The following is a 14,226-nucleotide window of genomic DNA, read 5'->3' as shown; positions in this document are numbered from 1 at the left end:
GGTCAGGCCTCCACTGCGGTCGCGGTCTCGGGCATCCCCAGCAGCACGGGCTCGGCCGGCACCGGCTGTTCGCGCACCGTGTCGAAGGAGATGGTGGGGTCGGGGGTGTGGGGGGCGTTGGCGAAGGAGACGAACCGGGCGAGCTTGTCGGGGTCCTCCAGCACCCCGCGCCACTCGTCGGTGTAGGCGCCGATGTGCGCGGCCATGTCGGCCTCCAGGTCGGCGGCGATGCCCAGGGCGTCGTCGACGACCACCTCGCGCAGCCGGTCCAGCCCGCCGTCCAGGGACTCGATCCAGGCGGAGGTGCGCTGGAGCCGGTCGGCGGTGCGGATGTAGTACATGAGGAAGCGGTCCAGGTAGCGCACCAGGTCCGCCGAGTCCACATCGCCGGCGAGCAGTTCGGCGTGGCGGGGGGTGAAGCCGCCGTTGCCGCCCACGTAGAGGTTCCAGCCCTTGTCGGTGGCGATCACCCCGAAGTCCTTGCCGCGGGCTTCGGCGCACTCGCGGGCGCATCCGGAGACCGCGCCCTTGAGCTTGTGCGGGGAGCGCAGGCCCCGGTAGCGCAGCTCCAGGTCGATGGCCATGGTCACCGAGTCCTGGACCCCGTAGCGGCACCAGGTCGAGCCGACGCAGGACTTGACGGTGCGCAGCGCCTTGCCGTAGGCGTGGCCGGACTCGAACCCGGCCTCCACCAGGCGGCCCCAGATCGCCGGGAGCTGTTCGACGCGGGCGCCGAGCAGGTCGATGCGCTGGGCGCCGGTGATCTTGGTGTAGAGCCCGAACTCGCGGGCCACCTCGCCGATGACGATGAGCCGCTCGGGGGTGATCTCGCCGCCGGGGATGCGCGGCACCACCGAGTAGGTGCCGTTGCGCTGCATGTTGGCCAGGAAGTGGTCGTTGGTGTCCTGCAGCCCGGCCTGCTCGCCGGAGAGGATGTGGCCGTTGCCCAGGGAGGCCAGGATGGAGGCGACGGCGGGCTTGCACACGTCGCAGCCGGCGCCGGTGCCGTGCCGGGCGATCAGCTCGGAGAAGGTGGTGATGCCGGTGGCGCGCACGATCTGCATCAGGTCGGCGCGCGAGTGCGCGAAGTGCTCGCACAGCGCCCGGGACTGCTCCACCCCCGCCTCGGCCAGCAGGGTCTTGAGCATGGGCACGCAGCTGCCGCAGCTGGTGCCGGCGCAGGTGGCCGCCTTCAGGGCGGGCACGTCCGCGGCGCCGCCGTCGATGGCCGAGCCGATGTCGCCCTTGGTGACGGCGTTGCACGAGCAGATCTGGGCCTCGTCGGGCAGGGCGCCGGGGCCGGCGGCCGCGCCCGGGGAGGCCGGGGAGATCATCTCCAGCGGGTCGCCGGGCAGCTCGCGCCCCACCAGGGCGCGCAGCGTGCCGTAGGAGGAGGCGTCGCCCACCAGCACCCCGCCCAGCAGCCGGGAGGCGTCGTCGGAGACCACGAGCTTGGCGTAGCGGCGGGAGGCGGCGTCGTTGACCACCACCTCCAGGGCGCCTTCGGCGCGGGCGTGGGCGTCGCCGAAGCTGGCCACGTCCACCCCCATGAGCTTGAGCTTGGTGGAGGTGTCGGCGCCGGTGAAGGCGGCGGTGCCGCCCAGCAGGGCCTGGGCGGCGGTGTCGGCCATGGCGTTGGCGGGGGCGACCAGGCCGTAGACGGTGCCGTCGTGGCTGGCGCACTCGCCCACGGCATAGATGTCCGGGTCGCTGGTGCGGCAGGCGTCGTCGACGGCGGCGCCGCCGCGCGGGCCGATCTCCAGGCCGGCGGCGCGGGCCAGGTCGTCGCGGGGGCGGATGCCGGCGGAGAAGACCACCACGTCGGCGGGCAGGACGCGCTCGCCCAGGTCCAGCCCGTCGGCGCGGCCGTCGGGGCCCGAGCGCACGGCCGAGGTGGCCGCGCCGGTGTGGCACTTCACGCCCAGGTCGGCGACCATGCGGGCGAGCAGGGCACCGGCGCCTTGGTCGACCTGGGCGGGCATCAGGTGCGGGGCCAGTTCGACGACGTGGGTGTCCAGGCCCAGCAGGCGCAGCGCGTTGGCGGCCTCCAGGCCCAGCAGGCCGCCGCCGACGACGGCGCCGGTGGCCGCGCCCCGGGCCGAGGCGGTGATGGCCTCCAGGTCCTCGATGGTGCGGTAGGCGTGGCAGCCGGGCAGGTCGGCTCCGGGGACCGGGGGGATGAAGGGGGTGGAGCCGGTGGCCAGCACCAGGGCGTCGTAGGCCAGGACGGTGCCGGCGTCGGTGGTGACGGTGCGGGCGGCGCGGTCGATGGCGGTGACGCGTTCGGACAGGCGCTGGGCGGCGCGGTCGGTCAGGTCGCCCAGCAGCAGGTCGTCCGCGCTCGCGCCGTCGAAGTAGCTGGAGAGGGCGACCCGGTCGTAGGCGGGGCGGGGCTCCTCGCCGATGACGGTGACCTGCCAGGCGCGGCCGGTGTCGGCGCGGGTGAGGGTGTCGACCAGCCGGTGGCCGGCCATGCCGTTGCCGATGACGATGAGTCGTGCCATGGCTCGGGGGTCCCCTTCCTGTGGGTGGCGGACCGGGGTGGGCCTCGGGTTCGCCCTCCACGTAACCGAGTACGCGTTTCTGGTCGGTCAGGCGTTTGTGACCGGGGTGTTTCGTTGTCCTGTCACCGCTGGTCAGCAGTGAGTGAGACGGGCGGCGCCGGGTGGTGGGGCGTGTGCGCAGGCGGGAGGGGGCGTCGCGGCCGAAGGCCGGCGCGCGGGCACGGCGGCGTGGCCGGGCGGGGCGGGGATTCGGCCGCCCCGGTCTGCGGACTCTTCCGCATTCGTCTGCGGATCGAACACGGGTTCGCCAAGCTGGCCGCCGTGGATTCGAGGAGGCAGGATGCGTGTCATGAGCATCGGGGAGTGGAGGCCGCCGGACCGGCTGTTGACGGTGGACGACTTGGTGCGCATGCCCGACGACGGCAGGCGCTACGAGCTGGTCGACGGGGCGGCTTGACGTGTCGCCCGCGCCGGTCAGCGACCATTCCACGGTCGAGCACCGCCTGAGCTGGTGGCTCCAGACGGTGGCTCCGGACGACCTTCGAGTCTTCGGCGCCGTCGGGATCAATTTCAACGCCGACCGAACGCATCACCGCATTCCGGATGCGGCGGTCTTCCGCTGGCAGGACCACGAGTGGCAGGACTACGAGCGGCCGTACCAGACGCGGCCGCCGCTACTCGCCGTCGAGGTGGTCTCACCGGAAAGCGCGCTTCGGGGCTTCACCACGAAATGGAGCGAATACGCCGAGTTCGGTATTCACTTCTACCGGGTCGTCGGCCCCTCCCGAGATCAGCCCGGCATCGTCGAGTACCGGTTGGAGAAGGGGACCTACAGGGAGAAGGCGATGGTCTACGGCACCAACGTATTCGTGACCGACTTCCCCTTCCCGGTCTCAGTCGTCCCCCATTGGCTGTTCGCCGACGACCCCGCATGGCGACAGCACATCGGCGGCCCCGCCTCAAGCGGGGCCGCCGACTGACGGTGCACCGACGGTGCGGGCACGGGGCGCGGCTCAGCCCACCTTGGCCGCGCCCTTGCCGTCCATGGCCTTGAGCAGGGCGTCCACGTCGCGGGTGCACCCGCCGCAGCCGGTGGTGGCGCGGGTGGCCTGGGCGATCGCCGGGCGGGTGCGGGCCCCGTCCAGCCAGGCCTGCTCGATGTCGGTGCGGGTGACGGCGTTGCACCGGCACACGTGCGCCTCGCGGCCGCCCGCGCTTCCCTCCCCTTCGGCGCCGGCCTCCTCGGGCCGGCCCTGCAGCAGCCCCAGCCGGTCCTCGGGGACGGCCGCCCCCTCGTCGAAGAGCCGCGACACCTCGGGCGAGGCCTCGGGGAACCCCAGCAGCACCGCCCCGCTGACCCGCCCCCCGGCCACGTTGAGCTTGGCGTAGCGGCGCTTGGCGGGGTCGCTGACCACCACCGACTCGGTCCCGGGCTCGGCGGCCTCGTCGTCGGTGGCGCCCATGGCGGTCAGGTCGATGCCCTGGGCCTTGAGCCGGGTGACCGGCCGCGCCCCGGTGTAGCGGGCCGCCGGGTCGGCGCCGGTGAGCAGGTCGGCCAGGATGCGGGCCTGCTCGTAGCCGGGCTGGACCAGCCCCGCTCCCCCGCCGGGGTGGGATGCGCAGTCGCCGATGGCGTGGATGCGCGGGTCGCTGGAGGCCAGCCGGTCGTCGACCACCACCCCGTGCTCGACCTTGACGCCGGCCTTGTCGGCCAGCTCCACGGCCGGGCGCACCCCCGCCGTCACCACGATGGCGTCGCCCGCCAGCACGGTGCCGTCGTCGAGCACCAGGCCGCTTCCGGGCGCCCACCGGTCGGCGACCCGCCAGGCGTGCACCCGCACCCCCAGGTCCTCGTAGGCCCGGGCCAGCACCTGGGCGCAGGCGCGGTCGATCTGGCGGCGCATGATCCAGGGGGCCGCCTCCACCACCGCGACCCGCACCCCCGCGCCGGTCAGCGCCCGGGCGGTCTCCAGCCCGAGCACGCCCCCGCCCAGAACCACGGCCGGGGCGCCGGGACGCACCAGGTGGGCCAGGCGGCGCTGGTCGGCCAGGTCGCGCAGGGCGGTCACGCCCTCGGCGGGGGTGCCGTCGGCGGCGGCCAGGCCGCGCAGCGGGGGCAGGGCGGCCCGGGCGCCGGTGGCCAGCACCAGTTCGTCGTAGTCCAGCCGCTCGCCGGTGTCCAGGTCGACGGTGCGCTCGCGGGGGTCGATGCCGGTGGCGGCGGTGCCGCGCAGCCGGGTGATGCCCGCGGTCTGGGGCTCGGGCAGGGCGATGTCGCGGGGGGCGTAGGCCCCGTCGATCAGCCCCGGCAGCAGGACGCGGTTGTAGGCCGGGCCGGGCTCGGCCCCCACGAGGGTCACGCGGACGCGCCGCCCGTCGGGGTCGCGGCGGGCGACCTCTTCGGCGAAGCGCGCCCCGGTCATACCGTTGCCGACCACGACGATGCGGCGGGCGGGAAGGGTGCTGCGGCGGGTCACGGGTCGAACCTCCAGGGCGGGGACGGCGTTCGCGGAGCGGGGCGCCGGGCGCGGCGAGGGGGCGGGGCCGCGCCCGGCGGGTCAGTCGGGGGCGGCGGCCCCGGCGGCCGCGGGCGCCGCGCCGGCCGGGGACGGGCCGGGCGCCGCGGGTTCGATGCGGGCGGCGGCGACCTTGAACTCGGGCATCCGGCTGAGGGGGTCCAGGGCGGGGTTGGTCAGGTCGTTGGCGGTCTGGTCCCCGCCGAAGTGGAAGGGCACGAACACCGTGTCCCGCCGCGCCGTGGGCACCAGGCGCACCCGGGCGAGCATGGTGCCGCGGCGGGCGGTCAGGCGCGCCCACTCCCCCGGGGCCAGCCCGTGCTCGGCGGCGGTGTCGGGGTGGACCTCCACCCACGCCTGCGGGTCCGCGGCGGCCAGCTCGCCGATGCGGCGGGTCTGGGCGCCCGACTGGTAGTGGCCCATCGTGCGGCCGGTGGTGACCACCAGGGGGTAGTCGGCGTCGGCCTGCTCGGCGGCGGGGGTGTGGCCCACCGGGCGGAACCGGGCCCGCCCGTCGGGGTGGGCGAAGCCCTCCAGGAACAGGCGCGGGGTGGAGGCGCCCGGTGCGGGGGCGGGCCAGTGCACCGCCTCGCCGTCCTCCAGGCGCTGGGCGCTCACCCCGCCGTAGTCGGCGGCGCCGCCGGCGCTGGCGCGGCCCAGTTCGGCCAGGACCGCGTCGGGGTCGCTGGGGAAGCGACCGGCGGGCTGGCCCAGGCGCTCGGCCAGGCCGGCCAGGACCTCCAGGTCGGTGCGCACCCCCGGCGGCGGCGCCAGGGCCCTGCGGCGGCGCAGGACGCGCCCCTCCAGGTTGGTCATGGTGCCCTCCTCCTCGGCCCACTGGGCCACCGGCAGCACCACGTCGGCCCGCGCGGCGGTCTCCGACATCACGAAGTCGGCGACCACCAGCAGGTCGAGGGAGTCCAGTCGCTCGCGGACGCCGGCGGCGGCGGGGGCCGAGACGGCCGGGTTGGAGCCGAAGACCAGCAGCCCCTTGGGGCCCGAGGGGGTGCCCAGGGAGTCCAGGAGCTCGTAGGCGCTGACCCCGGCGCCGGGGATGTCGGCCTCGTCCACCCCCCACACGCCGGCGACGTGCTCGCGGGCGGCCGCATCGGTGATCATGCGGTAGCCGGGCAGCTGGTCGGCCTTCTGGCCGTGCTCGCGCCCGCCCTGGCCGTTGCCCTGCCCGGTCAGGCAGCCCCACCCCGAGCCCTGGCGGCCCGGCAGGCCCAGGGCCAGGGCCAGGTTGATCCAGGCCGAGGCGCTGTCGGTGCCCTTGGCGTGCTGCTCGGTGCCGCGGCCGGTGAGCACGTAGGCGCCCTGGTCGGCGGCGGCGGTGCCCAGCAGGCGGGCGGCGGCGCGGATCCGGGAGGCGCTCACCCCGGTCTGCAGCTCGGTGCGCTCGGGCCACCAGGCGGCGGCCTGCTCCCAGGCCGCCTCGAAGCCGGCGGTGCGCTCGGCGATGTAGCCGGTGTCGAGCAGGCCCTCCAGCCGGGCGGCGTGCAGCAGGCCCAGCGCCAGCGCGGTGTCGGTGCCGGGCCGGGGGGCCAGGTGCAGGCCCCCGCCGTCCAGGGCGGCCTGGGCGGTGGCGGTGCGGCGCGGGTCGACGACCACCAGGGCGGGCGCCGTCAGGTGGCCCATCAGCGGCGGCATGGTCTCGGCGGGGTTGGCACCGGCCAGCAGCACCGCGCCGGCCCCCGACAGGTCGGACACCGGGAAGGGCAGGCCGCGGTCCAGGCCGAAGGCGCGCACCGCGGCCGCGGCGGCCGAGGACATGCAGAACCGGCCGTTGTAGTCGATCATGCGGCTGCCCAGGGCCAGGCGGGTGAACTTGCCCAGCAGGTAGGACTTCTCGTTGGTCAGGCCCCCGGCGCCGAACACCCCCACCCCGTCGGGGCCGTGCTCGGCCTGCAGGGCCCCGACGCGCTCGGCGACCAGGTCCAGTGCCTGCTCCCAGGTCGCCTCGGCGAGTTCGCCGCCGCGGCGCACCAGCGGGGTCCCCAGGCGCTCGGGCGAGGTCAGCAGCTCGCCGGCGGTCCACCCCTTGCGGCACAGCCCGCCGCGGTTGACCGGGAAGTCCCGGGGCCGGGTCGCCCAGCCCCCCTGGCCGTCGGGTTCGACGAACATCGCGCACTGCAGGGCGCAGTAGGGGCAGTGCGTGGCCGTGGCGCCCCGGCCGGCGGGGCTCACCGGGCCACCTGCGCGGCCGGGTCGGGCCCGGAGGAGGCGTCTGTGCCGGCGCCCGCGTCGGGCCGCACCGCCGTGGGGCGGCGCAGGTACACGGCCCAGGTCACCGCGAAGCACACGAGGTAGAAGGCCAGGAAGGCGGTGTAGGCCGAGACCGCCCCGCCGGTGGAGGCGAAGGACTGGCGGAAGACGAGGTTGATGCCGACCCCGCCCATCGCGCCGACCGCGCCGACCAGGCCCAGGGCGGCCCCCGACACCCGCCGGAAGTGCTCCTCGGCCCGGCGCCGCGGGGTGCCGCGGGCGGCCAGGTCGGCCGCGCGGGCCGCGTAGATCGCCGGGATCATCTTGTAGGTGGAGCCGTTGCCGATGCCGGTGAGCACGAACAGCACGATGAAGGCGCCGGTGAACACCGCCAGCGACCCCGAGGCCGAGGCGGCGATGATCAGGCCGGTGCCGGCGGCCATGGCCGCGAAGTTCCACAGCGTCACCCGCGCCCCGCCGAACCGGTCGGCCATCAGCCCGCCGAGTGGGCGGATCAGCGAGCCGATCAGCGGCCCGATGAAGGTGACCGCGGCCGCCTCCAGCGGGCTGCGCCCGAACTGGTTCTGCAGCAGCAGCCCGAAGGCGAAGGAGTAGCCGATGAAGGAGCCGAAGGTGCCGATGTAGAGCAGCGACATGATCCAGAAGTCGCGGTCCTTGGCGGCGGCGACCTGGGCGCCCACGTCGGCCCGGGCGGTGCCCAGGTTGTCCATGCGCGTCCAGGAGACGACGGCGGCCACCAGCAGCAGCGGGATGTACAGGCCGGCCAGCGCCCAGCCCCCGGCCACCCCGACGGCGGCGATCACGCCCAGCCCGGCCAGCTGCACCACGGCCACGCCGACGTTGCCGCCGCCGGCGTTGAGGCCCAGCGCCAGGCCCTTCTCGCGCTCGGGGAAGAAGAAGTTGATGTTGGCCATGGAGGAGGAGAAGTTGCCTCCGCCCACCCCGGCGGTGGCCGCCAGCAGCAGGAAGACCCAGAAGGGGGTGCCGGGGCTCTGGATGAGCACCACCGCGATGACGGTGGGCACCAGCAGGGTCAGCACCGACACGACGGTCCAGTTGCGCCCGCCCAGCATCGGCACGGCCAGGGTGTAGGGCACCCGCAGTACGGCCCCCACCAGGGAGACCACCGACACCAGCAGGAACTTCTGGGCCGGTGAGAAATCGAACCCGGTCTCGGGGACCATGAACAGGGTGAGCACCGACCAGATGCTCCATACGGAGAATCCCAGGTGCTCGGCGAAGACGGAGGCCCACAGGTTGCGCCGCGCGATGCGGCGGCCCTGGTCCTCCCAGAACTCGCGGTCCTCCGGATCCCAGTGGGCGATCCAGCGCCCACCGGGGCGGTGTGCGGTGTCTCGGCTCGTCACGGCGCTGCCTTCCGGTCGGTCTCGGGCAATCTTCGGCGTCGCCGTCGACGCTAGGAACCCGCCGTTGCCGGAACATGTCATGTCGTAACGCAGGGGAAACAGTGACCTCACCGGGGGCCGGACGCGGCGGTGAGGCCGGGTCCCGGTGCTTACCGGGGCGGTGCGCAGGCGGGGGCCGCGGAGCGCCAGATCCGCTCCCCTGCCTGCCGTTCGGCGGTGGGGGCCATGCCGCAGGAGCGCGCCACGCCCTCGGAGGCGCGGTGCCCGGGGGCGATGGCGGCGGTGATGCACCTCACGCCGTTGGCGGCCAGCCAGGCGGCCACCGCCCGCGCCGATTCGGAGGCCAGGCCGCGTCCCTGCCGGCCGGTGCCCACGATCCAGGCCAGGGCGGCGCTGGGGCCGCTGTCGCCGGGGGTGACGGTGGCCTGCACCGTTCCGGCGGGTTCGGGGTCGCCGATGATCCAGTTCAGCCAGGCATGGCCCGGCTCCCCGGGGCCGGCGAGCATGGCGGTGTAGCGGCGGCGCAGCTCGGCCGGGGTGGGCGGCGCGCCGCCGATGCGGTGGTAGAGCCGGGGGTCGGCCAGGACCGCGGCCATGGGCGCGGCGTGGTCGGTGCGCAGTGGCTCCAGCAGCAGCCGCTCGGTGGCGATGGGTTCGGCGATCAGGCTCACGGTGGCCCAGCATGCGCGCGGGCCGCTTCGGCGGCAAGGGCCCGCGGCCGACCCGGGCCGTGGAAAACCCGTTGCCCGGCCGTGCGGGGCGGCGGAACGATCGGCCCATGCCCGGATTCCCCGAGCCGCCGCTGTCCCCGCCGGTGATCGAGCCGGAGGGCGGCGGCCTGGTGCTGCGCCCCTGGAGGGACGGCGACCGGCACATGCTGCGCGAGGCCGCCGTCGACCCCGCACTGGTCGACATCGGCGGCGTGCCCCGGCTCTCCTCCGAGCAGGCGACGATGGGGTTCATCGCCCACCAGCGCCGCCTGGCCCGGGAGGGCATGGGGTACCCGCTGGTCGTGGACGGGCAGGGCGCGGCGGTGGGGGCGGTCGGGCTGTGGCGGGACCGGATGGACGCCGGGCGGGCGTCGGCGGGCTATTGGCTGCTGCCCGCCGCCCGGGGTCGGGGCCTGGCCTCGCGCGCCGTGGCGGCCCTGGCCCGGTGGGGCCTGGAGGAGCTGGGGCTGGCCCGGGTCGAGCTGCACATCGAGCCGTGGAACACCGCCTCCCTGCGCGTGGCCGAGCGTGCGGGCTTCGAGCGCGAGGGCCTGCTGCGCAGCTACCTGGAGCTCAACGGCCGCCGCCGCGACCTGGTGGTGTGGTCCGTGGTCGCCGCGCGGTGCACACCGTGATGCGTACCGGTCGACGCTCCCTTCACGGCTACTGCGCGAGTGACGGTCACCGTTCCCCAGGTCGTCGCGGACAAGGTGGAGAACGTGGCCGCCGAGCAGGGCGTCAGCGTGTCCTCCTACATCTGCCAGGCCATGATCGACCGGATGGCGGCCGACACCGCGGACGTCCTGGCGGAGTACGGGGCGCCGGGAGGCGGAGGAACGCGAGGACGGCCGACTCCGTCCATGAGTGCGACGTCTACCGGATCGACCGCCGCCGCCGGAGCGAGGTCGTCGTCCTCGCCGGCGGAGCGCTGGAATACGGGTCCTCCCCCTTTATTGCGGTGATCCCCGTCGTCGACGGCCTCGGCGAGAAGGAGACCTTGTTCGCCGCTCGCATCAGCGGACCGGTCAGCGGAGTGGTGCTCGTACTGGACATGGAACCCGTCCACCGCGGACTCCTCGAAGAAGGAGAGCTGCTCGGTTCCATCTCGCCGGACGAACTCGACGCCGTGAAGTCCCTCTTGCGCATCGCCCACGACCTCGGCGCCCCCTGAGGGCCGAAGGCCGCGAGCCGGGGCGCCGCCTGCTCCTAGACGAAGGTGCGCAGGTCCAGCGGGGTCAGGTCCGGGACGGGCGGGAGGGGCTCGTGCTCGGGTGCCGCCTCGAAGGCCTGGACCACGAAGGCGGCGAAGCGCCGTGAGGCCGCCAGGCGGGCCGGGGCCGAGGCGGCGTGGACGCCGCGGTGGGCCATGAGCATCAGGAGCAGGTCCTCCACCGCGAAGTCGGGGCGCAGCCGCCCGGCGGCCTTGGCCCGCCGCGCCAGCTCGGCCAGGCACGCCAGCGCGTGGCCGCGCTCCTGGGCGAAGTCGACGGACCCGGGATAGGCCGCCAGGAAGGCGTCGGTGAACCCGCGGTCGCGCGCGTGCAGCTCGCAGATCCGCTCGATCAGCCGGCGGAGACCGCGCCAGGGGTCGGGGTCGGCCCGCGCCTCGTCCAGGTGGGCGCGGCACCGGCGGGTCTGCTCGGCGAAGGCCTCGGTGGCCAGGTTCTGCTTGGTCGGGAAGCGCCGGTACAGCGTGGCGGGGCTGACCCCGGCGCGCCGGGCCACCTCCCGCATGGGCACCTCCAGCCCCTCGGAGGCGAACAGCGCGCGGGCGGCCGCCAGGATGCGCTCGCGGTTGTCCCGCGCATCGGAGCGCAGGTTGTGAGGCAATCGCTCGGTCACCCTTCTCACTTTAGACAAGTGGACGGGGGCGTCCGCTTAGCGTTCCGGGGGTGGAGGCCTGCGGGGCCGTCTTCGCGGCCCGCCGTCCGTCCTCCCGTGTTCCCATCGATCCCGATTTCTCCAGGAGACGGCGATGAAAGCGGTCGCGATCCAGCGGTTCGGAGCCCCCGAGGGCCTGGCGGTCATCGACCTGCCCGAGCCGCGCCCGGCGCAGGGACAGGTCCTGGTCTGCGTCGAGGCCGTAGGCGTCGGCGGGCTCGACGCCCTGGCCGTGCGCGGAGACCTCGCCGGCTACGGCCTCAGGGAGGGCCACGTCCCCGGCAGCGAGGTAGCCGGCACCGTGGCCGCGGTCGGGCAGGGCGTGGACGCCTCCTGGGTCGGCCGCCGCGTCTGGGCGCTCACCGGCAGGGGCGGCGGGTACGCCGAGCAGGCCCTGGCCGCGGAGGAGGAGGTCGTGCCCCTGCCGCCGGGGCTGTCGGCGGCCGGCGCGGTCACCCTGGGCGGGTCGGGGGCGGTGGCCCACTTCGGCCTGGCCCGCGCCGGTCCGGCCCCTGGCGCCTCGGTGCTGGTGCGCGGCGCGTCGGGGAGCATCGGGATCGCGGCGGTGCAGTTGGCGGCCCGCGCCGGTGCCGCGTCGGTGGCGGTGACCGCCTCCTCCGCCGAGCGCGGTGCACGGCTGCGGGAGCTGGGCGCCACCAGTGTCCTGGACCGCTCCGGCGCCGGGGAGGGGCCCACGGGGTTCGACGCCGTCGTCGACGTGGTGGCCGGCCCGGACCTGCCCTCCTTCCTGGCCCGGCTCAACCCCAACGGGCGCCTGGTGGCCGTGGGCATCGTCGGCGGCATGCCGCCGACGGACTTCGGCTCCGCGCTCATCAGCGGGTTCCTCAAATCGGTCTCGTACGCGTCGCTGAGCCTGGACACCGTGCCCGCGGCCGAGCGGGGCCGGGTGGCGGCCGGCCAGTTCGCCGACGCGGTCCGCGGGGAGCTGCGCACGGTCGTGCACGAGGAGATGCCCCTGGAGCAGGCGGTCCGGGCCCACACCGCGATGGCGGCCGGCGAGGTGTTCGGCCGGGTCGTGCTCCGGCCGTAGCCCCGGGGCGCTGCCGTGCAGCGGGCGGCACCGGGGCGCGGACGCCATGAGGGCGGGGCCAGGACCGCCGACCCTCTGACCACCTCAGCAACGCCGGGGGTCTTCGACGGCTCCCCGTGGTGTCTGTGCCCTTGCCCTGGGCACGGCACCACCCGCCCCCGGGCCCCGCAGAAAGGCTGCGGGGCCTTAGAAGAACTCGTCCAGCAGCCGGTAGAACGCCAGCCGGTCGGGGTCGATCAGGTGGTCGCCGTAGTGGTGGGCGAAGGCGCGGGCGAAGTTCGGGCCCCAGGCCGGGGCGCCGTCCAGGTCGCGCAGGGCCACGGCCAGGTCCAGGTGGCGGTCGGCCCGGCCGAGGCGCCCGGTGTCCACCACGCCCGTCCACTCCAGCGTCGCCGGGTCCACCAGCGCGTTGTCGGGGGTCAGGTCGCCGTGGCAGACCACCCGGTCCGGCCCGGGCTCGGAGGGCGCGGTCCGCTCCAGCTCGGCCAGGGCCTGCTCGGGGGCGGTCCCGGCGCGCTCGGCGTCGAAGTCGCCCGCCTCGACCAGGTTCCGCCGCACGCGCTCGCGGGCCTGGGGCACCGTGTGGTCGAGGCCGCGCTCGAAGGGGCACTCGGCGGCCGGCAGGTCGTGCAGGCGCCGCGCCAGCCGGGCGAAGGCCGCCACCACGGGGGCGCGCAGGTGCGCCGGCCACTCCCCTGACACCGGTCGTCCCGGGACCGCCCGGGAGACCAGCCACCCCGTGCCGTCGTCCTCGCCGGACTCGACCGGTTCGGGGGCGGCCACCCCCTGGGACCGCAGCCATTCGGCGCGCTCGGCCTCGGCGCGCAGGGCGGCCGGGTCGGCGCCGATCTTCACGTACAGGCCCCCGCGCCCCGACAGGTGCCACACCCGGTCCCCGGAGGCCCCGGACGACACCGGGGTCCAGCGGTGGAGCAGGTGGCGGCGGCGCAGCCGGCGGCGGACGGAGTCGGTCACCCCGGCAACACTACCGGGCGCCGGAGATCGGGCCGGGCGCAGCGATGAGTTCGGCGCACGGCCCGGGTCTGAAGGGGTGAAGGCGGCGCCCGGCCCGGCGCCGCCGCTCGCGGAAAGGACACCGGCCGATGACCACCACCCCCTCCCCGGAGGCCCCGGCCCCCGGCGGGCGCGTCACCGCCAACGGCGTGGACATGTACTACGAGGTGCACGGGCAGGGCGACCCGCTGGTGCTGCTGCACGGGGCCCTGACGGGCATCGGGTCCGGCTTCGGGGCGCTCCTGCCCGAGCTGGCGCGGCAGCGGCGGGTCATCGCGGTGGAGATGCAGGCGCACGGCCGCACCCCCGACATCGACCGCCCGCTGCGCGTGGAGCACCTGGCCCGGGACATCGCCGCCCTCATCGGCGAGCTGGGGCTGGGGCGGGTGGACGTGCTGGGCTACAGCATGGGCGCGGGCGTGGCCCTCCAGCTCGCCCTCGACCGCCCGGGGCTCGTGCGCCGGCTGGTGCTGGTGTCCATGGCCTTTCACTCCGAGGGCATGTACCCCGAGGTCGTGCAGGGCATCGAGCACCTGTCGCCGCAGGACCTGGAGGGCACCCCCTTCCACGAGGAGTACACGGCCCTGGCCCCCGACCCCGGCGGCTGGGCGGCACTGGTGGAGCGCGTCAAAGACATGGACGCCCCCGGCAACGCCCCGGAGTGGACGCGCGGGCAGGTGCGCTCGGTGGCGGCCCCCGTCCTGCTGGTGACGGGCGACGCCGACATCGTGCGCCCCGAGCACGCCGCCGAGATGTTCCGCCTGCTGGGCGGGGGCGTGCCCGGAGACCTGGCCGGTCTGCCCGACGCCCGGCTGGCCGTCCTCCCCGGCACCACCCACACCGGTGCCGTGCACCGCGAACGCTACCTGGCCCCGATGGTCGCGGAGTTCCTGGACGCGGCCTGACCTGCGACGCCGCCCCCGCCGACGTCGCCCTCTTCGACACGAGTACTGGCAG

Annotated in this window: 12 protein-coding genes and 1 pseudogene; 6 read left to right on the top strand and 7 right to left on the bottom strand. The window is 75.6% G+C overall.

All coding sequences use genetic code 11. The features are described from left to right. Nucleotides 1–2: 2 nt before the first annotated feature. Nucleotides 3–2,504, bottom strand: coding sequence for a nitrite reductase large subunit NirB (gene nirB, locus C892_RS0102295; RefSeq protein WP_017555875.1), 2,502 nt, complete (start codon nucleotides 2,502–2,504; stop codon nucleotides 3–5). Between the two features lie 340 nt (nucleotides 2,505–2,844). Between nirB and C892_RS28410 the strand changes: the two are divergent. Beyond that, nucleotides 2,845–3,484: pseudogene (locus tag C892_RS28410) on the top strand (Uma2 family endonuclease). 33 nt (nucleotides 3,485–3,517) lie between these two features. On the opposite strand, the gene C892_RS0102285 reads toward C892_RS28410, so the two are convergent. From C892_RS0102285 to C892_RS0102270, 4 genes are all read right to left on the bottom strand, one after another. Further along, entirely contained in the window at nucleotides 3,518–4,981 is a 1,464-nt protein-coding gene (locus C892_RS0102285; protein WP_017555872.1) for an FAD-dependent oxidoreductase, read from the bottom strand. Nucleotides 4,982–5,062: 81 nt separating this feature from the next. After that, nucleotides 5,063–7,207 (bottom strand): molybdopterin oxidoreductase family protein, encoded by a 2,145-nt coding sequence (locus C892_RS0102280; RefSeq protein WP_017555871.1) that lies wholly within the window; start codon nucleotides 7,205–7,207, stop codon nucleotides 5,063–5,065. Next, nucleotides 7,204–8,613 (bottom strand): MFS transporter, encoded by a 1,410-nt coding sequence (locus tag C892_RS0102275; protein ID WP_017555870.1) that lies wholly within the window; start codon nucleotides 8,611–8,613, stop codon nucleotides 7,204–7,206. Before C892_RS0102275 ends, C892_RS0102280 begins: the two co-directional genes overlap by 4 nt. Before the next feature lie 149 nt (nucleotides 8,614–8,762). Further along, entirely contained in the window at nucleotides 8,763–9,284 is a 522-nt protein-coding gene (locus C892_RS0102270; RefSeq protein WP_017555869.1) for a GNAT family N-acetyltransferase, read from the bottom strand. A 107-nt stretch (nucleotides 9,285–9,391) separates the two neighbouring features. Here C892_RS0102270 and C892_RS0102265 point away from each other — a divergent pair, with 107 nt between their 5' ends. From C892_RS0102265 to C892_RS0102255, 3 genes are read left to right on the top strand one after another with little or no spacing between them, the layout of a single operon-like run. Then, nucleotides 9,392–9,958 carry a GNAT family N-acetyltransferase gene (locus C892_RS0102265; RefSeq protein WP_017555868.1) on the top strand — a complete coding sequence of 189 codons (567 nt, stop codon included), beginning with the start codon at nucleotides 9,392–9,394 and terminating at the stop codon, nucleotides 9,956–9,958. Nucleotides 9,959–9,997: 39 nt separating this feature from the next. Next, nucleotides 9,998–10,285, top strand: a complete 288-nt coding sequence (locus tag C892_RS31120) for a hypothetical protein (protein WP_152513324.1) — start codon at nucleotides 9,998–10,000, stop codon at nucleotides 10,283–10,285. Further along, on the top strand, nucleotides 10,282–10,494 hold the full coding sequence (locus C892_RS0102255; protein ID WP_017555867.1) for a hypothetical protein: 213 nt from the start codon (nucleotides 10,282–10,284) through the stop codon (nucleotides 10,492–10,494). The genes C892_RS31120 and C892_RS0102255 overlap by 4 nt, the downstream gene beginning before the upstream one ends. Before the next feature lie 35 nt (nucleotides 10,495–10,529). On the opposite strand, the gene C892_RS0102250 is transcribed toward C892_RS0102255, so the two are convergent. After that, nucleotides 10,530–11,153, bottom strand: coding sequence for a TetR/AcrR family transcriptional regulator (locus C892_RS0102250; protein WP_017537686.1), 624 nt, complete (start codon nucleotides 11,151–11,153; stop codon nucleotides 10,530–10,532). A 145-nt stretch (nucleotides 11,154–11,298) separates the two neighbouring features. Here C892_RS0102250 and C892_RS0102245 point away from each other — a divergent pair, with 145 nt between their 5' ends. Then, nucleotides 11,299–12,255 carry a zinc-binding dehydrogenase gene (locus C892_RS0102245; protein ID WP_017555866.1) on the top strand — a complete coding sequence of 319 codons (957 nt, stop codon included), beginning with the start codon at nucleotides 11,299–11,301 and terminating at the stop codon, nucleotides 12,253–12,255. Nucleotides 12,256–12,441: 186 nt separating this feature from the next. Here the strand turns inward: C892_RS0102245 and C892_RS0102240 are convergent, their stop codons facing one another. After that, nucleotides 12,442–13,230 (bottom strand): APH(3') family aminoglycoside O-phosphotransferase, encoded by a 789-nt coding sequence (locus C892_RS0102240; protein ID WP_017555865.1) that lies wholly within the window; start codon nucleotides 13,228–13,230, stop codon nucleotides 12,442–12,444. A 128-nt stretch (nucleotides 13,231–13,358) separates the two neighbouring features. Here C892_RS0102240 and C892_RS0102235 point away from each other — a divergent pair, with 128 nt between their 5' ends. Next, nucleotides 13,359–14,174, top strand: a complete 816-nt coding sequence (locus C892_RS0102235; RefSeq protein WP_017555864.1) for an alpha/beta fold hydrolase — start codon at nucleotides 13,359–13,361, stop codon at nucleotides 14,172–14,174. Nucleotides 14,175–14,226: the final 52 nt, after the last annotated feature.

It is taken from the genome of Nocardiopsis baichengensis YIM 90130, assembly GCF_000341205.1.
Classification (GTDB): domain Bacteria; phylum Actinomycetota; class Actinomycetes; order Streptosporangiales; family Streptosporangiaceae; genus Nocardiopsis_A; species Nocardiopsis_A halophila.
The sequence above is the reverse complement of the archived record's forward strand: the minus strand, read 5'-3'. Positions and strand labels throughout refer to the sequence as shown.